The organism is Pseudomonas sp. 18.1.10, assembly GCF_024655625.1.
In the GTDB taxonomy this organism is placed as follows: Bacteria; Pseudomonadota; Gammaproteobacteria; order Pseudomonadales; family Pseudomonadaceae; genus Aquipseudomonas.
The window spans coordinates 1-22,168 of the sequence record NZ_JANLGL010000005.1; the positions used below are offsets into that span (position 1 = coordinate 1).

Annotated in this window: 22 protein-coding genes and 1 pseudogene; 9 read left to right on the forward strand and 14 right to left on the reverse strand. The window is 58.4% G+C overall.

Annotated elements, in window-relative coordinates:
• Window positions 1-356 precede the first annotated feature (356 nt).
• Together NUV89_RS01445 and NUV89_RS01450 are read left to right on the forward strand one after the other, a co-directional pair.
• On the forward strand, window positions 357-650 hold the full coding sequence (locus tag NUV89_RS01445; protein WP_257780030.1) for a fructose-bisphosphate aldolase: 294 nt from the start codon (window positions 357-359) through the stop codon (window positions 648-650).
• A gap of 253 nt (window positions 651-903) precedes the next feature.
• Window positions 904-1,443 carry a hypothetical protein gene (locus NUV89_RS01450; protein ID WP_257780031.1) on the forward strand — a complete coding sequence of 180 codons (540 nt, stop codon included), beginning with the start codon at window positions 904-906 and terminating at the stop codon, window positions 1,441-1,443.
• Between the two features lie 67 nt (window positions 1,444-1,510).
• Here the strand turns inward: NUV89_RS01450 and fba are convergent, their stop codons facing one another.
• The 6 genes from fba to tkt all read right to left on the reverse strand — a co-directional run bounded on the left by fba (window position 1,511) and on the right by tkt (window position 7,882).
• Window positions 1,511-2,575 (reverse strand): class II fructose-bisphosphate aldolase, encoded by a 1,065-nt coding sequence (gene fba / locus NUV89_RS01455; protein WP_017735686.1) that lies wholly within the window; start codon window positions 2,573-2,575, stop codon window positions 1,511-1,513.
• A 276-nt stretch (window positions 2,576-2,851) separates the two neighbouring features.
• Window positions 2,852-3,184: an MliC family protein gene (locus NUV89_RS01460; RefSeq protein ID WP_257780032.1), complete on the reverse strand. Its 333-nt coding sequence runs from the start codon at window positions 3,182-3,184 to the stop codon at window positions 2,852-2,854.
• 47 nt (window positions 3,185-3,231) lie between these two features.
• Complete coding sequence (locus NUV89_RS01465) at window positions 3,232-3,459, reverse strand: hypothetical protein (RefSeq protein WP_257780033.1); 228 nt, start codon at window positions 3,457-3,459, stop codon at window positions 3,232-3,234.
• Between the two features lie 29 nt (window positions 3,460-3,488).
• Entirely contained in the window at window positions 3,489-4,652 is a 1,164-nt protein-coding gene (locus NUV89_RS01470) for a phosphoglycerate kinase (protein ID WP_017735689.1), read from the reverse strand.
• 17 nt (window positions 4,653-4,669) lie between these two features.
• Complete coding sequence (gene epd, locus NUV89_RS01475; RefSeq protein WP_257780034.1) at window positions 4,670-5,725, reverse strand: erythrose-4-phosphate dehydrogenase; 1,056 nt, start codon at window positions 5,723-5,725, stop codon at window positions 4,670-4,672.
• 159 nt (window positions 5,726-5,884) lie between these two features.
• Window positions 5,885-7,882 (reverse strand): transketolase, encoded by a 1,998-nt coding sequence (gene tkt, locus NUV89_RS01480; protein WP_257780035.1) that lies wholly within the window; start codon window positions 7,880-7,882, stop codon window positions 5,885-5,887.
• Between the two features lie 260 nt (window positions 7,883-8,142).
• On the opposite strand from tkt, the gene NUV89_RS01485 reads away from it, so the two are divergent.
• The 5 genes from NUV89_RS01485 to NUV89_RS01505 all read left to right on the forward strand — a co-directional run bounded on the left by NUV89_RS01485 (window position 8,143) and on the right by NUV89_RS01505 (window position 13,112).
• On the forward strand, window positions 8,143-9,138 hold the full coding sequence (locus tag NUV89_RS01485; protein WP_257780036.1) for a metalloregulator ArsR/SmtB family transcription factor: 996 nt from the start codon (window positions 8,143-8,145) through the stop codon (window positions 9,136-9,138).
• 19 nt (window positions 9,139-9,157) lie between these two features.
• The gene (gene metK / locus NUV89_RS01490) at window positions 9,158-10,348 is read left to right on the forward strand and encodes a methionine adenosyltransferase (protein ID WP_017735693.1); all 1,191 of its coding nucleotides are present in this window, start codon (window positions 9,158-9,160) and stop codon (window positions 10,346-10,348) included.
• 219 nt (window positions 10,349-10,567) lie between these two features.
• Window positions 10,568-10,915: a hypothetical protein gene (locus NUV89_RS01495; protein ID WP_257780037.1), complete on the forward strand. Its 348-nt coding sequence runs from the start codon at window positions 10,568-10,570 to the stop codon at window positions 10,913-10,915.
• 95 nt (window positions 10,916-11,010) lie between these two features.
• Window positions 11,011-12,675, forward strand: coding sequence for an NAD-dependent DNA ligase LigB (gene ligB / locus NUV89_RS01500; protein ID WP_257780038.1), 1,665 nt, complete (start codon window positions 11,011-11,013; stop codon window positions 12,673-12,675).
• Window positions 12,676-12,716: 41 nt separating this feature from the next.
• Complete coding sequence (locus NUV89_RS01505; protein WP_207040500.1) at window positions 12,717-13,112, forward strand: DUF1090 domain-containing protein; 396 nt, start codon at window positions 12,717-12,719, stop codon at window positions 13,110-13,112.
• Window positions 13,113-13,118: 6 nt separating this feature from the next.
• Here NUV89_RS01505 and NUV89_RS01510 read toward each other — a convergent pair whose 3' ends face one another.
• Complete coding sequence (locus NUV89_RS01510; protein WP_017735696.1) at window positions 13,119-13,568, reverse strand: cytochrome c; 450 nt, start codon at window positions 13,566-13,568, stop codon at window positions 13,119-13,121.
• Window positions 13,569-13,697: 129 nt separating this feature from the next.
• On the opposite strand from NUV89_RS01510, the gene NUV89_RS01515 reads away from it, so the two are divergent.
• The gene (locus NUV89_RS01515; protein WP_257780039.1) at window positions 13,698-14,894 is read left to right on the forward strand and encodes a murein transglycosylase A; all 1,197 of its coding nucleotides are present in this window, start codon (window positions 13,698-13,700) and stop codon (window positions 14,892-14,894) included.
• Between the two features lie 126 nt (window positions 14,895-15,020).
• Here the strand turns inward: NUV89_RS01515 and NUV89_RS01520 are convergent, their stop codons facing one another.
• Entirely contained in the window at window positions 15,021-15,407 is a 387-nt protein-coding gene (locus tag NUV89_RS01520; RefSeq protein WP_257780040.1) for an MAPEG family protein, read from the reverse strand.
• Window positions 15,408-15,600: 193 nt separating this feature from the next.
• On the opposite strand from NUV89_RS01520, the pseudogene NUV89_RS01525 reads away from it, so the two are divergent.
• Window positions 15,601-16,461: pseudogene (locus NUV89_RS01525) on the forward strand (cation:proton antiporter); the annotation flags it as partial.
• Window positions 16,462-16,937: 476 nt separating this feature from the next.
• Here NUV89_RS01525 and NUV89_RS01530 read toward each other — a convergent pair.
• The 6 genes from NUV89_RS01530 to NUV89_RS01555 all read right to left on the reverse strand — a co-directional run bounded on the left by NUV89_RS01530 (window position 16,938) and on the right by NUV89_RS01555 (window position 22,147).
• The gene (locus NUV89_RS01530; protein WP_257780041.1) at window positions 16,938-17,966 is read right to left on the reverse strand and encodes a hypothetical protein; all 1,029 of its coding nucleotides are present in this window, start codon (window positions 17,964-17,966) and stop codon (window positions 16,938-16,940) included.
• A gap of 82 nt (window positions 17,967-18,048) precedes the next feature.
• Complete coding sequence (locus tag NUV89_RS01535) at window positions 18,049-18,693, reverse strand: hypothetical protein (RefSeq protein ID WP_257780042.1); 645 nt, start codon at window positions 18,691-18,693, stop codon at window positions 18,049-18,051.
• A gap of 305 nt (window positions 18,694-18,998) precedes the next feature.
• On the reverse strand, window positions 18,999-19,253 hold the full coding sequence (locus tag NUV89_RS01540) for a hypothetical protein (RefSeq protein WP_025857575.1): 255 nt from the start codon (window positions 19,251-19,253) through the stop codon (window positions 18,999-19,001).
• Window positions 19,254-20,015: 762 nt separating this feature from the next.
• Window positions 20,016-20,552: a hypothetical protein gene (locus NUV89_RS01545; RefSeq protein WP_257780043.1), complete on the reverse strand. Its 537-nt coding sequence runs from the start codon at window positions 20,550-20,552 to the stop codon at window positions 20,016-20,018.
• Window positions 20,545-21,717 (reverse strand): DUF3800 domain-containing protein, encoded by a 1,173-nt coding sequence (locus NUV89_RS01550; protein ID WP_257780044.1) that lies wholly within the window; start codon window positions 21,715-21,717, stop codon window positions 20,545-20,547. The genes NUV89_RS01545 and NUV89_RS01550 overlap by 8 nt, the downstream gene beginning before the upstream one ends.
• A 61-nt stretch (window positions 21,718-21,778) precedes the next feature.
• Entirely contained in the window at window positions 21,779-22,147 is a 369-nt protein-coding gene (locus NUV89_RS01555; protein ID WP_038443869.1) for a hypothetical protein, read from the reverse strand.
• Window positions 22,148-22,168 lie beyond the last annotated feature (21 nt).

The following is a 22,168-nucleotide window of genomic DNA, read 5'->3' on the forward strand; positions in this document are numbered from 1 at the left end:
GTGTATCAGGCAACATTTTCGGTGACTGGCCCACCGCCATCGCGGGCAAGCCCGGCTCCCACAAGGGTTCTGCGTCCTACAGGGCCGTTGCGGCAAGTCGATACCCCGCATATAGTTCGCCCCGTCGCCGGCATTGACCGGCGATAGGGTTTCGCAGCCCTTCAGAGTTAAAACCACAACCGTCAAAGCAGCCCCGGTATTCTTGCCGACGGCCATCTTTGTTATGGCGGTTGTGCGTGGGAGGCCTTCGGGTCTGCCGGGTCTTAACTCCTCGGTCTGCGAACCCGCGCACAACTGCCACCCTATTTGTTTCGCAGCAAACGGTGGCCATTCTTCTCTCGAGTTAAGGATTTGCCATGAAGAACCAACTACCACCCCGCCGCTTCTACCCCTGCACCGAAAACGCTACCGACAACCCCGTCCTACTGATCGACAGCGACGCCCCACTGCCGGACCTCCACGCCTGCCTGCGCGAACGCCTCAACGCCGCCCTGGAACACCTCAACCTGATGGCCTGCTCCAGCCTGCCGGACTTCGCCGAGCGTGACCTGAACAACGTGGCGAACACGGCGCGGATTCTGGTGCAGGATGTCAGTGATGTGTTCCGCGTGATCGAACATCGTGGTTTTGATACACCCGACGCCGCCTGATCAAATCCCGCCCACAAAAAAGCCCGCATTTGCGCGGGCTCTTTGTTCACCACCTACCTTTGAATATCACTCTCTGCATTCAATTAGCCGATTGATGAACGGGGAATACAAACGCGCCTGGATATAGCGAAGGAGTATGGGTAACTGTGAGATATCACAGGTTACGAAAGGACTGGAGGATATGAATATGAGCCTGTTGGATTTTTAAGCGCATACAGACTGCCCCCCATTACCTCTCGGCGAGATACCGATCATGGCCCTTCACCCATTCAAGCTTTCAACCAACAGCGGCGCAGACACAAACGTCATGAGTACAACTCCCCCCGCTCAGCCCAACGCTGCCCTGCACGTATGGCACAAAGAGTTTGCGGGTGTGGTTGCAACATGGACAAACGTCGGTAGTGGGTATGCTGATATTTACGGCGCCTTCGGAATATGGCTGCCTATTCCTAACGACGGCGACCTGAGCCAGTGGGCCGTCACTAACGGAGAACACCCCGATACAGCTGCTCCTGCGACCGGGCAAAGCGTGGATCCTGTGATTTCGAAGTTGCTGGGCAATAATTCATCGATATTCGTTGAAGGCACAGGAACGCCCTATACAAGAGTCGATGTGCACGAAGCGGGTACGGGAGTATTCCTGGGCTCTCTCCCAATACGGGCCGACGGGACCTTTTCTGGTGGGATTGGTAATGTCCGAGCGGGCTTAATCAATATCGTCGTCAGGTACACAGGTGACAACGGTAATACTTTTTCGGGATGGAGTAACTCCATGCAGACAGATGCAACCTAGCGCGCCCCCTTAAATGCCCACAAAAAAAGCCCGCATCACTGCGGGCTTCTTTTTAAACGACTAAGGCTTAATTCACCTTAGCGTTCAACTCACCTTTCAAATACCGCTGATACATCGCTTCCAACGAGATCGGCTTGATCTTCGATGCATTACCCGCAGTACCAAACGCTTCATAACGCGCAATACACACATCACGCATCGCGGTCACAGTGGCACCAAAGAACTTACGCGGGTCGAACTCGCTCGGATTGGTAGCCATCAGGCGACGCATCGCACCGGTGGACGCCAAACGCAGGTCGGTGTCGATGTTGACCTTGCGCACGCCGTGCTTGATGCCTTCGACGATTTCTTCAACCGGTACGCCGTAGGTTTCTTTGATGTCGCCGCCGTACTGGTTGATGATCGCCAGCCATTCTTGCGGTACCGAGGAAGAACCGTGCATCACCAGGTGGGTGTTGGGGATGCGTTTGTGGATTTCCTTGATGCGGTCGATGGCCAGCACGTCGCCGGTAGGCGGCTTGGTGAACTTGTAGGCGCCGTGGCTGGTGCCGATGGCGATGGCCAGGGCGTCGACTTGGGTCTTTTTCACGAAGTCAGCAGCTTCTTCCGGGTCGGTCAGCATCTGGCTGTGGTCCAGCACGCCTTCGGCGCCGATGCCGTCTTCTTCGCCGGCCATGCCGGTTTCCAGGGAACCCAGGCAGCCCAACTCGCCTTCAACCGACACGCCGCAGGCGTGGGCCAGGGCGACGGTTTGTTGGGTGACGCGTACGTTGTACTCGTAGTCAGTCGGGGTCTTGCCGTCTTCGCCGAGGGAGCCGTCCATCATCACCGAGCTGAAGCCCAGCTGGATGGAGCGCTGGCACACGTCAGGGCTGGTGCCGTGGTCCTGGTGCATGCACACCGGGATGTGCGGGAATTCTTCGATGGCCGCCAGGATCAGGTGACGCAGGAACGGCGCGCCGGCGTATTTGCGGGCACCGGCCGAAGCCTGGACGATCACGGGGGAGTCGGTCTTGTCAGCGGCTTCCATGATGGCGCGCATCTGCTCAAGGTTGTTGACGTTAAAGGCTGGGACGCCGTAGCCGAACTCGGCTGCGTGGTCCAGCATTTGACGCATGCTGATAAGTGCCATTGTGTTGTCTCTCCCGGTCGAGGGTCGTTAATCGTGCAAGCCTGCCGTAGCGGCGGCTGCTATTCAAGTTATTGCAGCCCAGGGTTTGCATGCCTGGCTTGCTGAATCGTTATTGCTGATTGGATTCAACCAATCTGAATTTGAAACGGGGTCAATGTGGGAGCTGGCTTGCCTGCGATGGCGGTGTGACAGTTACCGATTTCGTCAGCTGACCCACCGCTTTCGCGGGCAAGCCCGCTCCCACATTTGGATCTCATTGGTCTTGAGATCGAGTTCTTACTGGGCTTTGCAGCCACGGCCAATCAAATCATCGGTGGCCACCCAGTAAACCAGGCCTTCCTCACCTTTTGTGTGAAACGCCAATTGGTCGTTGGCGTACAGCACGCCCGAGGCGGCAACGTCTTGCTTAAGACGGTAAACCTGATCGGAACCGCCGAGGCGTACATCCACCTCGGATTTAGCCTGGTTGGCAAAGCGCCAGTTGACCTCAGCCTTGCTGTCGCAGGTCCAAGTGGTCCACTTGTCGGCAGTTTCTGCCTTGTTGAACATGCTCATGCTGCTGCAGCCGGCCAACAGGGCCAGGGCTGCCAGGGCGAAAACGCCTTTCATTGCCAATCCTCGTGAGGCGACCGTCGGCCGCCAGTTGATCTGACCCGTCAAGGACAACCCTGTTCCTGACCGTTGGGCGCGGCGTCGTATTTCTCCAGCCGCTCGTTGCCGATGCGCTTGTTGATTACCGGCATCGTCTCGGCTTGCCAGTCGGCCTGGTAGCAGCTTTTTTTCTGCACTGCCCCAGGTTTTCCGTCCTCGGGCGCCGCGCTTGGCGTGCTGCCGCAGCCGGCCAACAGGCCCGCTGCGATCACCAGTGCCAACGACTTGATCATGGGAAGACTCCTTTTCCGCATCACCCGGTTTAGCCTTTGGCCCGGGTTTCCAGCACTTCCACGGCCGGCAACACTTTGCCCTCGACGAATTCGAGGAACGCGCCGCCACCGGTAGAAATGTAGGAGATCTGATCGCTAACGCCATATTTATCGATGGCCGCCAGGGTGTCGCCGCCGCCAGCAATGGAGAATGCCGAGCTTTCAGCAATGGCCTTGGCCAGCACTTTTGTGCCGTTGCCGAACTGGTCGAACTCGAATACGCCAACCGGACCGTTCCACAGGATGGTCTGGGAGGCTTTCAGCAGTTCGGCGAAGTTGGCCGCGGTTTGCGGGCCGATGTCCAGGATCATGTCGTCATCGGCCACGTCAGCGATCAGCTTGACGGTGGCAGCGGCGCTTTCGGCGAATTCCTTGGCGACGACCACGTCGACCGGCAATGGCACGCTGACTTTAGCGGCGATGGCGCGGGCGGTGTCCAGCAGGTCCGGCTCGTACAGGGACTTGCCCACCGGGTGACCGGCTGCGGCCAGGAAGGTGTTGGCAATGCCGCCGCCGACGATCAACTGGTTGCAGATCTGGCTCAGGCTGTTGAGCACGTCCAGCTTGGTGGACACCTTGGAACCGGCCACGATAGCGGCCATCGGTTGCGCCGGCGCGCCCAGGGCCTTGCCTAGGGCATCCAGTTCAGCCGCCAGCAACGGGCCAGCCGCAGCGACCTTGGCGAACTTGGCCACGCCGTGGGTCGAACCCTCGGCGCGGTGCGCAGTGCCGAAGGCGTCCATAACAAACACGTCGCACAGCGCCGCGTATTGCTGGGCCAGTTCGTCGCTGTTCTTTTTCTCGCCCTTGTTGAAGCGCACGTTTTCGAACAGCACGATATCGCCGGCTTTGACGTCAACGCCACCCAGGTAGTCAGCCACCAGCGGCACGTCGCGGCCCAGGGCTTTGCTGAGGTAATCGGCTACAGGCTTGAGGCTGTTTTCGGCGGAGAACTCACCTTCGGTCGGACGACCCAAATGGGAGCAGACCATCACGGCCGCACCTTTTTCCAGGGCCAGCTTGATGGTCGGCAGCGAGGCCAGGATTCGCGCATCGCTGGTGACAACACCGTCCTTGACTGGGACGTTGAGGTCTTCGCGGATCAGTACGCGCTTACCTTGCAGATCGAGGTCGGTCATCTTCAACACGGTCATGGGTCGCAGTTCCTGAATTACTGTTGAGGTTGTTGGGTAGCGATGTGCAGATAGTGGCCTGCAACATCCAGCATGCGGTTGGCAAAGCCCCATTCGTTGTCGAACCAGGCCAGGATGTTCACCAGCCGTGGGCCGGAAACGCGGGTCTGGCTGGCATCGACAATCGCCGAATGCGGGTCATGGTTGAAATCACAACTGGCGTGGGGCAACTCGGTGTAGGCCAACAGGCCTTTGAGCGGGCCGCTGGTGGCGGCGTCGCGCAGGATCCGGTTGACCTCCACGGCATCGGTGTCGCTTATGGTCTGCATGGTGATGTCCAGGCACGACACGTTCACCGTCGGCACCCGTACGGCTTTGGCCTGGATTCGCCCGGCAAGTTCCGGCAGCAATCGCTCGATGCCCCGCGCCAGGCCGGTAGACACCGGAATCACCGACTGGAACGCCGAGCGCGTGCGGCGCAGGTCTTCGTGGTGGTAGGCGTCGATCACCGGCTGGTCGTTCATCGCCGAGTGAATGGTGGTGATCGACACGTAATCCAGGCCGATCGCCTGGTCCAGCAGGCGCAACAGCGGCACGCTGCAGTTGGTGGTGCAGGACGCGTTGGACACCAGCAGCTCGGCGCCAGTCAGGCAATCCTGGTTGATGCCGTAGACGATGGTGGCGTCGACATCCGCCTCGCTGGCCATCGGCTGGGAAAACAACACACGCGGCGCGCCGGCGTCGAGAAACCGCTGGCCATCGGCACGGGTGTGGTAGACACCGGAACATTCCAGCACCAGGTCGACGCCCAGGGCTTTCCAGTCGATGCCTTCGGGGGTGGCACTGCGCAGGACCTGCACGCAGTTGCCATTAATATGCAGACAATCGTCTTCGACCCGCACTTCACCGGGGAACCGGCCGTGGGTGGAGTCAAAGCGTGTCAGGTATTCGATGCTGGCCATGTCGGCCAGATCATTGATCGCGACAATTTCAAACCCGGCAGCCGCCCCTCGCTCGAACAGCGCACGCAAGACGCAACGACCAATGCGGCCGTAGCCGTTGAGTGCAACTTTGTAGGGACGCGGTTGGGGCATGGGGTTCTCGATTACCTTGGGTAAAGGGGTGACTGTTAGACCGCTTTCGCGAGCAAGCCCGCTCCCACATTTTGACCGCATTCTCATGCTGGAACTCGGTCAAGTGTGGGAGCGGGCTTGCTCGCGAAGGCGTCAGTACAGCCACCCCAATTTACAGCCTTAGTCTTCCAGCAGCTCTTCAGCCTGACCCAGGATGTTGTCCAGGGTGAAACCGAACTCTTCGAACAACGCTGGTGCCGGCGCCGACTCACCGTAGGTGGTCATGCCGATCACGCGGCCTTCCAGGCCCACGTACTTGTACCAGTAGTCGGCGTGAGCCGCTTCGATGGCGATACGCGCGCTGACCTGCAACGGCAGAACCGATTGCTTGTAGCCGGCGTCCTGGGCGTCGAACACGCTGGTGCACGGGATGGAAACCACACGAACCTTGCGGCCTTGCTCGGTCAGCTTGTCGTACGCCTGAACGGTCAGGCCCACTTCGGAACCGGTGGAGATCAGGATCAGTTCCGGCTCGCCGTCGCAGTCCTTCAGCACATAACCGCCACGAGCGATGTCGGCGATCTGCGCGTCGGTACGCACCTGGTGCTGCAGGTTCTGGCGGGAGAAGATCAGCGCCGAAGGGCCGTCCTTACGCTCGATGGCGTGCTTCCAGGCCACGGCGGATTCCACCGCGTCGGCTGGGCGCCAGGTGTCCAGGTTCGGCGTGGTACGCAGGCTGGTCAGTTGCTCGACCGGCTGGTGCGTCGGGCCGTCTTCGCCCAGGCCGATGGAGTCGTGGGTATAGACATGGATCACACGCTTCTTCATCAGCGCAGCCATACGTACGGCGTTGCGCGCGTATTCCATGAACATCAGGAAGGTGGCGCCGTAAGGCACCAGGCCGCCGTGCAGGGACACGCCGTTCATGATGGCGCTCATGCCGAACTCACGTACGCCGTAGTACATGTAGTTGCCGCTGGCGTCTTCAGCCGATACGCCTTTGCAGCCTTTCCACAGGGTCAGGTTGGAACCGGCCAGGTCGGCCGAACCGCCGAGGATCTCAGGCAGCAGCGGGCCAAAGGCGTTCAGGGTGTTCTGGCTGGCTTTACGGCTGGCGATGGTCTCGCCCTTGGCCGCGACTTCGGCGATGTAGGCCGAGGCTTTTTCCGAGAAGTCGGCAGGCAGGTCACCGGCGAGGCGGCGCACCAGTTCGTTGGCAAGCGTAGGGAATTCGGCGGAGTAGGCAGCAAAACGCTGGTCCCACTCGGCTTCGGTGGCCAGGCCTTTTTCTTTCGCATCCCACTCGGCGTAGATATCAGCCGGGATCTCGAACGGGCCGTGGTTCCACTTCAGCGCCGCACGGGTCAGGGCGATTTCCGCGTCACCCAGTGGGGCGCCGTGGCAGTCTTCCTTGCCTTGCTTGTTCGGCGAACCGAAACCGATGGTGGTCTTGCAGCAGATCAGGGTCGGCTGCGCGCTCTTGCGAGCGGTGTCGATGGCAGTCTTGATCTCTTCCGGGTCGTGACCGTCGACGTTGCGGATCACCTGCCAGTTGTAGGCTTCGAAACGCTTCGGGGTGTCATCGGTGAACCAGCCTTCGACTTCGCCGTCGATGGAGATGCCGTTGTCATCGTAGAAGGCGATCAGCTTGCCCAGGCCCAGGGTACCGGCCAGGGAAGCGACTTCGTGGGAAATGCCTTCCATCATGCAGCCATCACCCAGGAACACATAGGTGTGGTGATCGACGATGTCGTGGCCAGGGCGGTTGAACTGCGCGCCCAGGACTTTTTCCGCCAACGCGAAACCCACGGCGTTGGCCAGGCCTTGGCCCAGGGGACCGGTGGTGGTCTCGACGCCTGGGGTGTAGCCGAATTCCGGGTGGCCCGGGGTGCGGCTGTGCAGCTGGCGGAAGCTTTTCAGGTCGTCGATGGTGACGTCGTAGCCGGTCAGGTGCAGCAGCGAATAGATCAGCATCGAGCCATGGCCGTTGGACAGCACGAAGCGGTCACGGTCGGCGAACGATGGATTGGTCGGGTTGTGCTTCAGGTAGTCACGCCAAAGCACCTCGGCGATATCCGCCATGCCCATCGGGGCACCGGGATGGCCGCTGTTGGCTTTTTGCACGGCATCCATGCTGAGGGCACGAATGGCGTTGGCACGCTCACGACGGCTGGGCATCGCTGATCTCCTGGGGGTTTGTATAAAAGAAACGGAAAAAAGGACCGGCATTTTCCCTCAGCCACCGCCTGCGGGCAATGACAGATAGTCACTTGAGCGGTTTTTCCTGTGCTTGGGGCGCCATTCCCTTGCAGAAACCGGTCACCCGTTCGTCTAAAGGTTATCGCGGTCGCTTATAACCGCCACTTATCGATCAATATCAAAACTTTTTGATATTGGCCTTGCGGGGATTACCCCCCGTCTCTAGACTGCTGGCCATTATGAATCTACCCGTGCCCTCCCTGCGTCCCGACGACGGCGATGAACTGGCAGCCTTGTGCAAGGCCGCTGGCGACCCGTTGCGCCTGAACGTGCTGCGCGCACTGGCCAACGACTCGTTTGGCGTACTGGAACTGGCGCAGATCTTCGCCATCGGCCAGTCGGGCATGAGCCACCATTTGAAGGTGCTGGCCCAGGCCGACCTGGTGGCCACCCGCCGCGAGGGCAATGCGATTTTCTACCGCCGCGCCCTGCCCCACACCGAACTGCTGGGCGGCAAGCTGCACGCCGCCCTGCTCGACGAAGTGGACAGCCTGGACCTGCCGGGCGATGTGCAAGCCCGCATCGGCCAGGTCCACGGGCAACGCGCGGCGGCCAGCCAAGACTTTTTCTCACGGGTTGCCGAGAAGTTTCGCGCCCAACAGGATCTGATCGCCGGCCTGGCCCAATACCGCGAAAGCGTACTGGCGCTGCTGGACAAGCTGAGCTTCAGTGATGAGGCGACGGCGCTGGAAGTCGGCCCTGGCGATGGCGGCTTCTTGCCGGAGCTGGCGCGACGCTTCCAGCAAGTCACCGCGCTGGACAACAGCCCGGCAATGCTCGAACTGGCGCGCCAGCTGTGCGAGCGCGAAGCCTTGGGCAATGTCACCCTGCAACTGGCCGATGCACTCAATAGCGCATCGATCAAGGCCGACTGCGTGGTGCTGAACATGGTCTTGCACCATTTCGCCGCCCCCGCCGACGCCCTCAAGCAAATGGCCGGGCTGCTGCACCCCGGCGGTAGCCTGCTGGTTACGGATTTATGCAGCCACAACCAGAATTGGGCCAGGGAGGCCTGCGGTGATCTCTGGTTGGGTTTTGAACAGGACGATCTGGCCCGTTGGGCCACCGCTGCGGGACTCGTTCCCGGGGAAAGCCTCTATGTAGGTTTACGTAATGGTTTCCAGATCCAGGTCCGCCATTTTCAGCGACCGGCTGGCGACACTCACCATCGGTAAATATCAGGAAAACATCGAGATGAGCGAATACTCCCTTTTCACCTCCGAGTCCGTGTCTGAAGGGCATCCGGACAAAATCGCCGACCAGATTTCTGACGCGGTGCTGGACGCCATCATTGCTGAAGACAAGTTCGCCCGTGTGGCGTGCGAGACTCTGGTGAAAACCGGTGTAGCGATCATCGCTGGCGAAGTGACCACCACCGCCTGGGTTGACCTGGAGCAGATCGTCCGTGACGTGATCACCGACATCGGCTACAACAGCTCCGACGTCGGTTTCGACGGCGCCACCTGCGGCGTGATGAACATCATCGGCAAGCAGTCCCCCGACATCAACCAGGGTGTGGACCGCGCCAAGCCTGAAGATCAGGGCGCCGGCGACCAAGGCCTGATGTTCGGCTACGCCAGCAACGAAACCGACGTGCTGATGCCAGCGCCGATTACCTTCTCGCACCAGTTGGTACAGCGCCAGGCCGAAGCCCGCAAAAGCGGCCTGCTGCCATGGCTGCGCCCGGACGCCAAGTCCCAGGTGACCTGCCGCTACGAAGGCGGCAAGGTTGTCGGTATCGACGCCGTCGTGCTGTCGACCCAGCACAACCCGGACGTATCCTACGCCGACCTGCGCGAAGGCGTGATGGAGCTGATCGTCAAGCACGTGCTGCCGGCCGAACTGTTGAGCAAGGACACCCAGTTCCACATCAACCCGACCGGCCAGTTCATCATTGGCGGCCCGGTGGGCGACTGCGGCCTGACCGGGCGCAAGATCATCGTCGACAGCTACGGCGGCATGGCCCGCCACGGCGGCGGCGCGTTCTCCGGTAAAGACCCATCCAAGGTTGACCGTTCGGCCGCCTACGCCGGTCGTTACGTGGCCAAGAACATCGTCGCGGCCGGCCTGGCCGAGCGTTGCGAGATTCAGGTTTCCTACGCTATCGGCGTGGCCCAACCTACGTCGATCTCGCTGAATACCTTCGGCACCGGCAAGATCAGCGACGACAAGATCGTCAAGCTGGTGCGTGAGATCTTCGACCTGCGCCCGTACGCCATCACCACCATGCTCGACCTGCTGCACCCGATGTACCAGGAAACCGCAGCCTACGGCCACTTCGGTCGCACGCCTGCACAGAAGACTGTCGGCGACGACACCTTCACCACGTTCACCTGGGAAAAAACCGACCGCGCCGACGACCTGCGCGTCGCTGCCGGCCTGTAAGCACTCGCAGCACCCAAAGCCCTGCCGGGTTCAACCGGCGGGGCTTTTTTTTGCCGAATGATTCGCGGCGACCTTCACATTTTTTGGATCCAAACCTTGCAGGCACAATAATGGCCCTCTAGAATCCGCGCCCTCTCGGGCCCTTCACCTTATTTGGATATTGCCTTGCGCCAGCCCGGGATTCACCAGCGCGCAAGCAATCGAACATTGAGGTTTTTCATGCGCATCTCCACGCTCGCCCCTGCCGCTCTTCTGTTCAGCCTGTTCGCCCTGCCGGCTCACGCCGCTGACCTGAGCGCACTGGGCGGTGCCCTGAGCTCCCAACTGAGTGGCAAAACCGGCGACTGCCAGCAACACGCCAAAGATCTGCAAGCCAAGATCGATGCCGCTGAAGCCAAGAACGACTCGCTGTCGGTCAAGGCCTATAAAGCTGCGCAGGACCAGGTCAGCAAAGGTTGTGACAAACTCGCCGAAGGCCAGGCCAAAGTGGATGCCAAGCAGCAAACCACTGAAGCCAAAGCCGATAAGAACGACGCCGTGAAAGCCCTGGGCGGTCTGTTCAAGTAAGCAGAAACACCCAGTAAAAAGCCCCGCACTGTCGGGGCTTTTTTGTGGGCGTGTGGATCATTTAGGCTGGGCACCCCTTCCGAGCAAGGATGCTCATGATGCGACTTCTGATGGTTCTGCTACTCAGCGCGCTGGCCTGTTCAGCCTGGGCCGAAAACTGCCCGGATGATGCCCGCGCACAGGTCAACACCCTGGCCGAACAGATAAGCCGGTGGGATGACAGCTATCACCGGCTTGGCCAATCCCCGCTCAACGACGAACTCTACGACCAGGCCCGTCAGCGCCTGGCCCGCTGGCGCCAATGTTTGCCCCGAACTTCCGCGCCAACCGACAACCCGCTGGCCAGTTCACGGGGCACCCTGCCCCATCCGGTTGCCCACACCGGCCTGGAAAAATTGCTGGATGAACAGGCCGTCGGCACATGGCTGGGCACGCGCCAGGACGTATGGGTCCAGCCCAAGGTCGACGGCGTCGCTGTGACCCTGGTGTATCGCCAGGGCCGGCTAAGCCAGGCGATCAGCCGCGGCGACGGCGCGCTGGGCCAGGACTGGTCAACCTCGGCCCGCAAGATCCCGGGCATTGTCCAGCAACTGCCGGAGCCCATCGACCTGGTGCTGCAAGGCGAACTCTATTGGCGCCTGCACGATCATGTGCAATCGGCTCGCGGCGGGCTCAATACGCGCAGCAAGGTGGCGGGCCTGATGAACCGCCAGCACCTGAGCGACACCGAAGCCGCACACATCGGCCTGTTTGTGTGGGCCTGGCCCGAGGGGCCGGCCTCCTTCACCGAACGCCTGGCCACACTGGCGCGCTGGGGCTTCCCCGACAGCCAGCGCTATAGCCAACCGGTGCAGCACATCAACGATGCCGCGCACTGGCGCACCTATTGGTATGACCACCCACTGCCCTTCGCCAGCGATGGCGTGGTGCTGCACCAGGCAATGCGCGCGCCCGCCGTGCGCTGGAAAACCAGCACGCCGTACTGGGCGGTCGCATGGAAGTACCCGATCAGCCAGGCCCTGGCACTGGTGCGCAAGGTGCGCTTCAACATCGGCCGCACCGGGCGTATCACGCCCATCCTCGAGCTGGAGCCGGTGCGGCTGGATGACCGGCAGATCAGCCGCGTCAGCGTCGGCTCATTGAAACGCTGGCAAGCCCTGGATATACGCCCCGGCGACCAGGTGTCCATCAGCCTGGCAGGCCAGGTGATCCCACGGCTGGACCAGGTGATTCTGCGCAACACCACACGGGTCGACCTGCCCGTGCCCGACCCCTCGGACTTTCACGCCCTGAGCTGCTGGCAACTGGACCCAGGCTGCGAAGAGCAGCTGCTGGCCCGCCTCACCTGGCTCAGCGGCAACCAGGGCCTGTCGTTGCCTCATTTGGGCGCCGAGACCTGGAACGTATTGATCCAGGCCGGTCTAATCGCAGGCTTTCTCGATTGGTTGACCCTGGATGCGGCAGAGCTTGCTAACATTGATGGCTTCGGTGACAGCAGCCGTGCGCGGCTGCTCGATAGCCTGCACAGCGCACGCCAACGGCCCTTTGCACAATGGCTCAAAGCCCTCGGCGTACCGCCTGCGGCACGTAACAACCTGGAAGGCGGCTGGCAAACGCTGGTCGCCCGAGACACCCAGGCCTGGCTGGCCATCGACGGCATCGGCCCGGGCCGCGCGGCGCAATTGAGCGCTTTTTTTCGCGACCCGCAGGTACAGGCCCTGGCTGAAACATTACGCGTGGCGGGGATAGACGGCTTTTGAGCCCGCTGCCCCGTCATCAGATTGCGACCTTGGAGTCCCCTATGAAATTTCTTGCCCCTTTTGCCCTGCTGACCGTCGCAACCTTCATGGCCACGCCACTGTTGGCGGCCCAGGAAGCGCCACAACTCACCGGTTGCGCCGCCAAGCGCCAAGCCATCAGCGCCCAGATCGAACAGGCCAAGGCCCACGGCAACAGCGCCCAGCAAGCGGGCCTGGAAAAAGCCCTGAGCGAAGTCACCGCCAATTGCACCGACGCGTCCTTGAAGAAAGAGCGGGAAAACAAGGTGCTCGACGCCAAGCACGAAGTCAGCCGCCGTCAGGCCGACCTCGACAAGGCCATGAAAAAAGGCGATGCCGAGAAGATCAACAAGCGCAAGGACAAGCTCGCCCAGTCGCGCAAGGAACTGCAGGACGCAGTGGAAGACCTCGACAAGTAATACCGGTCAGTGGTCCCGGAACTGTTTATGGCAGGCGCTACAGGCATCTTCGACTTTCTGCACCGCCGGCCCCAGGTTGCTGGCCTTGTAAGGCTGCACTTGGCTGGCGGTCACCAATTCACCGGTGGCCGCTTCAAGGTCGCGGGCCAATTGCAGAAATTGCGCCTGCTTCTGCCAGACATCGTCCTTGGCGCTGGTGTGATCTTCTTCACGCACGCTCGGGAAATGTTTCCAGGGCTCATGGGACAACGCGTCCAGCTTGACCGCACCCTCGGCGAATTTCGCGCCGTCGAAGGGGATGCGCCCACGCAACATGCCACCCAGGTCTTCGCCGGTCTTGAGCATCTGCTTGAAGATCGCCTTGCGCTGGCCCAGGGGCGAATTCGGATCGACGCCGCCGCAGGCGGACAGTGTCAGGCAGGCCAGCAATACAACGGTCAGTCTTTTAAAAGTCATGGTGGCTTCAGGGTCACGGGAAACGGCGGCCAGTATCCTCGCCCCGCCCGTAAAGACCAATAGCCCTATTAATAATAAGGGTTGCCCGCAGACGTTAACGCGCGGGCAATCGCTTCAGGAATTGCGTGTATGAATGTCACCTTCACCCCCTGGGCCCGCCGCCTGGCGTGGGCTCTGCCGATGATCGCGCTGCTGGCCGGCTGTGATGCGGGCAAAGACACAGGTAAAGAGGCGCTCAAGCCTGAGCCTGCCAAGCCCCACGCCGTTGCCACTTATGTCAGTGCACCGTGGGAAGCGTTGCCGGCGGTGTCCGACAGCGACTTGCTGGCCGGTTTTGAATCCTGGCGCAGCGCCTGCCAACGCCTCAAGGCCGACCCGATCTGGGGCGCGACCTGCGCAGCGGCAACCAACGTGCCGGCGAATGCCTCGGCAGTGCGTGGTTTTCTCAAGGAGCAGTTGGACGTGTTCGGCCTGCGCTCGGCAGACAACACCCCGAACGGCTTGATAACCGGCTACTACGAACCGGTCTATCCCGGCAGCCTGACCCAGACGGCCAAGGCGCATGTGCCGGTATACGGCGTGCCGGACGACCTGATAATCGTCAACCTGGAAAGCATCTACCCCGAACTCAAGGGCAAGCGCCTGCGCGGTCGCCTGGAAGGTCGCGTGCTCAAGCCGTACGACGATGCCAGCGCGATCAACGGCCAAGGCTCGACCGCCAAGCCGATTGCCTGGCTGACCGATCCGATGGACCTGCAATTCCTGCAAATCCAGGGCTCGGGCCGCATCCAACTGGCCGGCGGGCGCCAACTGCGTGTGGGTTATGGCGACCAGAACGGCTACCCCTACCGTCCTATCGGCCGCTGGCTGGTGGAGCAAGGCGAACTGAAGAAAGAAGACGTGACCATGGGCGCCATCAGTGCCTGGGCCAAGGCCCATCCGCAGCGCATCCCGGAACTGCTGGCGAGCAACCCCAGCTACGTATTCTTCAGCGCCCGCCCCGACAGCAACGAAGGCCCACGCGGCTCGCTTAACGTGCCGCTGACCGCCGGCTACAGCGTGGCGGTGGATCGCAAGGTGATTCCGTTGGGCAGTCTGTTGTGGCTCTCGACCACCAAGCCGGATGGCTCGCCCATCGCCAGGCCCGTGGCCGCGCAGGACACCGGCGGCGCCATCACCGGCGAAGTGCGTGCGGACTTGTTCTGGGGCACCGGTGCAGCGGCAGGTGAGTTGGCGGGGAATATGAAGCAGCAGGGGCAGATCTGGATGTTGTGGCCCAAGGGCGCAGCATTGCCACAAGTGCCGGAAGTCACTACCGGGAGCTGACAAGCGCTGAAGGGCAAAATGTGGGAGCGGGCTTGCTCGCGAATACGGAGTGTCAGCCAGCACATTCGGCACTGATACACCGCATTCGCGGGCAAGCCCGCTCCCACAGGGGATCGTTATCACCCGTTAGATCGAGATAAAGAAGAAACTCGCAATCAACGCCATCCCCACGAACCACACCAGCGACCGCAGGATCGCCCAGTCCGCCACATAACAAATGATGTACAACAGGCGACTGGTGATAAACAACACCGCCAGCACATTGATCGTCACCAGCTCCGCCGTACCGGCCAGGTGCGCGATGATGACCGCCGCCGCAAACGCCGGGGTGACTTCAAAGCTGTTGAGCTGGGCGTTGTGGGCGCGCTTGGCAAACCCATCGAGGGTTGCCAGGAACGCGCGCGGGTCATGGTTCTGCCGAGGCCCGAACTTGCCGCCGCTGAACTTGGCCACACCTGTGCACAGGTAAGGCAGGAAAATTGCGATCAACACACACCAGAAGGCCACCGTCATCACTGATTCCTTTTTTGTTTTCAAACAGAAATTAGAGTTTTAGCACTAAATATCGCAAGCCGCACTCCCCGCTATGAACTGCTACACCAGCAAAGGTTCTATCAGCCATTTCGCGTTTGCCTTGCAACATCGCGCCGCTGCTGCGGTCCATCCACCCACTGATAAACCCACACCCCACTTCCAAGGACCCCGGATGCTTGAACTTGTCGCCGCCTTCATTTGCCTCACCACCCTGCTCACCTATGTGAACTTCCGTTTTATCGGCCTGCCGCCCACCATCGGCGTGATGGTCACGGCCCTGCTGTTTTCCCTGATCCTGCAAGGCTTGAGCTTTATCGGTTACCCAGGCCTGGAAGAACGCATCCAGCAATTGATCGGCCAGATCGACTTCGGCGACCTGCTGATGAACTGGATGCTCTCGTTCCTGCTGTTCGCCGGCGCCTTGCACGTCAACCTGAGCGACCTGCGCAGCTACCGCTGGCCCATCGGCCTGCTGGCAACCTTCGGCGTATTGATCGCCACCGTGGTGATCGGCAGCCTGGCGTATTACATCTTCGCCTTGTTTGGCTGGCACGTGAGCTTCCTCTACTGCCTGCTGTTTGGCGCACTGATCTCGCCCACCGACCCGATTGCGGTGCTCGGCGTGTTGCGTACTGCCAACGCCTCCAAGCCGCTGAAAACCACGATCGTCGGCGAATCGCTGTTCAACGACGGCACGGCGGTCGTGGTATTTACCGTGCTGCTGGGCATCGCGCAGTTGGGCGAGACGCCCACCGTGGGCGCCACGGCCATGCTGTTCGCCCATGAAGCACTGGGCGGCGTGGTGTTCGGCGGGCTGATCGGCTACCTGGTGTACCTGATGATTAAGAGTATCGAGCAGCACCAGATCGAAGTGATGCTGACCCTCGCCCTGGTGATCGGCGGCTCGGCGCTGGCCACCGAGCTGCACGTCTCGGCACCGATTGCGATGGTGGTCGCGGGCCTGATTATCGGCAACCTGGGCCGCAAGCTGGCGATGAACGACATGACGCGCCGCTACCTCGACGGCTTCTGGGTTTTCCCAAAGGCGCCAAAAAGGCCTGCATCTTTGTCACATTGAAGGGGCTACGCAGCGCCACTGAAAGCTGAGATGCGCCTCTGTTCCTGCCGAGCTATCTATTCTGATCGCTCCCCTTTATCAGAATCCACATCATCAAGACATCAAGTTGTGTGCATACCACCCGCGTCTAGGAGTCAAAACGCTCACCTGTCAGCCTTCCATCGAGCAAGTAATCCTGGTTAGGACATACGGCAGCCAATTGCCCCCTATCTATATGTGTATATTCATACTCAAGGTGCGAGTCTCAACTTCAGTCAATAGTAAGATTGAAGCTCCTTCACTACTGAAATCTGTGAACGGCGAAAGTGGGACATGTAGTATTCCAGCGAATGTTGGCACCTTCCGTAGAAAAGCCTAACACCGTCAAAAGAGGTGCTAAAAACTCCTCAAGCAGGTTTAAAGCGTTTTCTAAAATTATCCAATGACTGCCTTTAGAAAATCACCGCGTTAGTCACAGCTACCCTGCTGGCATCCAGCATAGGCTTCTCGGATAAGCTTAGAAGGTAGTTTTGCTCTTTGGCTACCTCTCGGAGGAGACTGTCCATTGCTACGGATAGATGCAGCAAGCCATTGAACTTGTCCTCGGTATTAAAGATAAAACGGGAGCCATCAGGTACTACTAATCTCCTAGCTTCCTCCTTCTTATTCCACAAATAATCCAGATATCTTTGGGTCTCGGCCAATATCGCTAATTCGTAGTAGGCGCCAGCGGAGAGGCTATGCATGTTGGCATGGTACATTATTGAGGCAATATCAAAGCTTGAGATCGTTACAGGTTTTCCCTCTGCCTCGAGCTCCGCCTTTATGTTTTTACATAACCTTATTGATTTGCGGAGTCCACCACCCGTGGTTTCACATCGTTCTCGTACTTTTTTGATGTGCAGGAAAGGCCAGTTTTCAATCGTGGTACTTTTATGCGAATCTAGGATAGTGACAGCGCGGTCATGTTTCTGACCAGAGGCTTGATAAGTGATGGTGTCATGCCAGTGGGAAGGCACGACATCTACTGGACGTGCTAATGACCCTCCTTGCAATTTGATGGCCTTAGAGCCAGAAGTGTCAATCGTAGCAGCGGGAAACGCATCACGAAGAGCTTTACTAATTTCGCCCCTGCGAGCGGTTAACACCCCAACTGAAGTACGTGAGGTCGGTGAGCGGTACTGACCCGATGTACTCATGTTCCCACGCGCATCATAGGTATGAAAGTCAGCTTCTATCGCTAAAAGATCAACATCACTGACCCCTCGAATATGGACATTCAGTGGCACTGATCCCTGTAGCTCGAATTCGAGATTGCCGCTTGTCCTCTTCGACAACTGGTTGCTAACCCGTTCTGCGGTTTCGATGCTGATGCGGGTGTAGGTAGGATCTACCTCCTGCATCGCTCCTAAAGCAAAAGTTGTATTCGGCTTGTCTTTAACCCGATGTTCCCACGCCTCTTTTGTGAGGCTTCGGTTCACGATGAAATCCTTCGCATCCATTGCGATCACAGAGGATCTATCTAGCCCTGAGCGTCTAGAGCGTAGACGGTTGATTCGATCATTAATTGACGTGCTCATTCTTTCTCCTCAGCTCTATTCGCCCATAGGTGGGCCGACCGTAACCGTTAAAATAGTCACCCTGCGCGCTATCTAATAACTTGGTAAATAATAGATTTGCACTGCCAACGTGTCCTCGAAGCTCAGGCTCGCCGGGATTAGGATCATTCTGGTAGTTATAAAGAAGGCGGTATCCGTCAGCCTCATCGTGAACCAAAGCTGCAGTGATACTGTTTGAGCCTGATTGGTGAGTCTTCAAACGCACTCTGATCTTGTCCCAAGTTTGACAAATATATACATCTGCTTCCCAGCTGCGAATCGGATTTCCTTCGATGTCCAGTGTCGTCCCAGTGCAGTGCCACTCTCCCGACAGGTCAGGGACTTTTAGATATTTAACTGCCCAACGCCATTTCCAAACCGTCTTATTGAATAAAGCGTATAGCAAGGCAAAAACTATACCTGCGCCAATTAGCGACATGGCTGTCGGTGGAAGATTTACAGGCAGGTTATACTTTTTAGCCAAATCTTCAGCTGATAGCAGCAAAAAAACCGCAATGCCGGAAATCGCGCTTGCTAGTAGTGTTAGATACCGGCCAATCAGAGCTCGATTGACCCCGCCCAATAGGCTGTATTCATGATCGTGAATCATCAAAAGCGACCTTCAATAGACTTAATGCCGGGAATCCAATCAACTTTAAAGAGGGGCAGCAGCAAAGCTGCCCCTCCCGTGATGAGACTTTAAAAACTACTGGGTATGACATACCGAGGAGCACGTCCGGCATCCGTTCGATTGCCGGTAGGTGTTGCGAGCCTGGCGAACAGCGGTCGCACAGGTTGTGTGATAGCCAAGATCAAGGCGGTTGTGAACTGCCGGCAAATAAATGCACGTACTGGTATGCACCTCGTGGTCACCGTTGATCTGTGCGTTGCGGTTGACGAAATACTGAGCCATTTTTACTCACCCCGCTCTTTGTTCGATTGGGCGAGCACCGAGGCTGCTAAGGTCTTGGTGGTGGCGTTGTACTTGTTGCTGTCGAGGACATGACTGGCTTTAGTCTCCATATCGGCACCGGTTTGCTTGCCGGTCGACGCTTGAGCCATGGCCGACCCTGCCAACTCCTTCTGGATGGCCGAGGAGCTATCACTACGCAGAATTTTGGAGGCCAAGCTGGCCACGGGAGACGAAGTTTGTTTAGGATTTTTCGGCATGATTAGGTGCTCCTGTATGTATAAAAATCGAGTAGGCAGGAGCAACCCTTGAGCGGAAAACCGAGCTGAATGGTTGACATCCAAAGTCGGTTTTTCTCTAATGCGCGTCCCACCAGTGTCCGCATTGGCTCAGGGATTGGCGGGTATGTGTGCTCGGCGTCCAAACTTTGCACGCATACCCGCTGTGTTCACTGAAACCTCAGCCCCTCGCCAAAAACACAACATGTAGTGCTGTTTTCGAGATGACCTACAAGATAATGGGGTCAAAATGACATTGCAAGGCAACAGCCTGTGGATAACTTGTGCGCAAATGAGTGGTTGGATCCATTTTTTTACCTGTATGTATGCCCAGCCCTTCTAAATCGCGGGGTACGACGTTTCGCCGTTGAAATATTTTGAAACACATTCCTTTCGCATGCCCCTGTTCCCTCTAGAACAGCAACCCTCTGCGTTTAAAAGTGACAATTCAGTGGCGTCATTTCTTCGTTAGATCTGGTTTGGTTTTTTTCCGTCAGGTGCTCTTCCTGAGCTCTTTCCACGGTCAGTGGATGACGCTAAAAACCTCGACTGAAAACATTCGGGCGGCTTATTGCGGGCTATTTCCTCTGACCTCTGATCACGCCAGGCGGTGATGGTCGCCTGCAGTCAGTCGCTGAGCGTAACGCTCCCAAACGGGGTCATTAAGCCCAAAAATGATGGTTAATGTGCCGGATTGGGAACATTAACTTTGGAGGTCATAGCCACGTACACCATCGCTCGGCCCTAGGACGGCAATTGATTCTCTGATTCGCGGGCCTCATGGCGAGCCCAGCGCAACGTAGCTATCGACATGAATTGCCTGATAGCCAACGCACCACGTTCATTTCTGGCTTTCGACCCAGGCAAGGTCAGTGCAGCCTCTACCTTGGCACGGCTCGCTTCGTACATTGCAAATGCGTTGAACTCAGAATCAAGCAGCACCAAGAGCACTGTATCGAAGGGTTGTCGTAGATCAATTGCACCCATACGGCCCGTAATCTTTTGCGGGTTCAGGATACATCGCCCCTTGATCTGGATTCTCGCGACGCCATCTTCCAGCGTCTCTGTAGCGTCGTAACCTGCCTGCCTTGCAGGATGTAGTAACAGGCCGAGTCTAGTAGCAGCTTCGTACTCTGCCACCTCGCCGGTCACGCCCAGCGGCTTGCCGGTCAAGCGATAGAATCTACGAGCAAGCACCTTGGCTTCTTTCAAGATCTCTAGGATTTCATCCTGGATCAATGCAGCCTGCTGAGGTTCGTTGCCATGACTGAGTTCAGTCATCTGCAAAAGCCTCGAGCGCAGTGAGCAGCTTGGCTAGCTCAGTAAGGTTGGCTGCCGTCACGATGTCATATTCTCCTCGACTACTCAGCCGATACACCTCTCGAGCCTTTTTGACACGTTCCAGCAGAGGGACGACTATGCCTGACGCCCTTTCCAGAAACTCGTTGATGTCAGCCCGTGTCTGAGGAATTTTGTAGCCTTTGGCCGCGCTTGTGATGATCACGTCCGAATCGCGAAGCTTGGCGATGCCGCTGGAGCGGATCCTCTGGTCGTTGATATCTCCGAAGCCGCTATCTTTTAGGTGGCCGACTATTTCTGCGGTTGGCACGTAGTCTTTGGTGACGAATTCGCTTTGGAATCTCAAGAACCGCAAGATGCTCAGCTGCAGGCGCTCATCCTCATTAGGGTGCTCACCAGCCCGCTCGCTAAAAAGGTCAGCCTGGCGGAGAGCTTCTTGGTGTACCTGGTAGTCTGCGTACCCAAATTCATCCGTCGGCGGCGGCAGAAGAGACTGGTACTTCGATGGCCACTCAAGCATTCCAAGGGTCAGGCTTCGTAGAATCTTTTTATAGGCAAGAACTGCTTCTTCCGATGCTTTCTCTTCGTAGATCTGAGCGACTGAGCCAGCAAAAAAATCTGCAACCTGAACCAAAACGTTGTCCTTACTGGCCATCGTCTGGAAGGCATCTTTATCGCCAAATAGGTCATCGACGAACCGTTCTGAAACGTAGCTTTTGAGGCTCTCCTGAAATTCCTGGCCACCATGCTCGTCTACGATCATCTGGAGGTCGGGGTATGCGCGGAACAAACGTTCATAGAGCAACCCATTCACATATTTTATGAATGAGGTCTTGAAACGAAGGCCACCGTCTTTGCGAATTTGGGACTTATCAACGACGGTGAAATAGAGCCTGAATGGCAGATCGGCCAGCTCGTTTAGGATCCGGGCACGGCGATCTGAATCCTTGGGCTTAAGATTGCTGGATTTGATCTCGCCTGTTTGAAAATGCCGCTTGCGGAGTGCTTCAGCTTTGGCATAAGCAGCCTCCAGGTCTTTCTCTGCCACTAGAATGGAGCAGACGATGAAGAAGCCCGAGCTTCCACCCTTTGATGTATCAAGGTCGGAATTCCCGGACTCATCCACGAAGGCATATGTTCTGTCCATGAGCTTGCTCCATCAACAACGTACTGAGCGCGGTGGGTCGCCCAATGGCAAGGTGGCGAACTCAGTTCGTCGCAGTGGTAGTGCCTGGAGCGGGGCCTTCGCTGAACGTGTAGTTGATGACCACATCATTTCGGATCAAGACGTCGAGAGTTTTCTGAGTGCCCGTAGTCGTCACCTTCATGGTGACCACGTAGCTTTGGGCATGGGCTGAGCCATTGGTGTAGGTGTAGATCCACTTTTCGTCAGTCTCGCTGACAGCACTCTTGGCGTAGGGCTCACCAAACAGGGACTTCAACTCAGTAGTCGTCGTTTTGCCTTTGGTGATGCTCGCTACACTGGCCGACGGAAAGTCTCGTCCTGCGGTGTAGTGGGACGTAGCGCAACCGCCAAGTGCGACACAGATCCCCATTACTGCGATGAGCTTTTTCATATCCATCCTTGATCGTAGAAA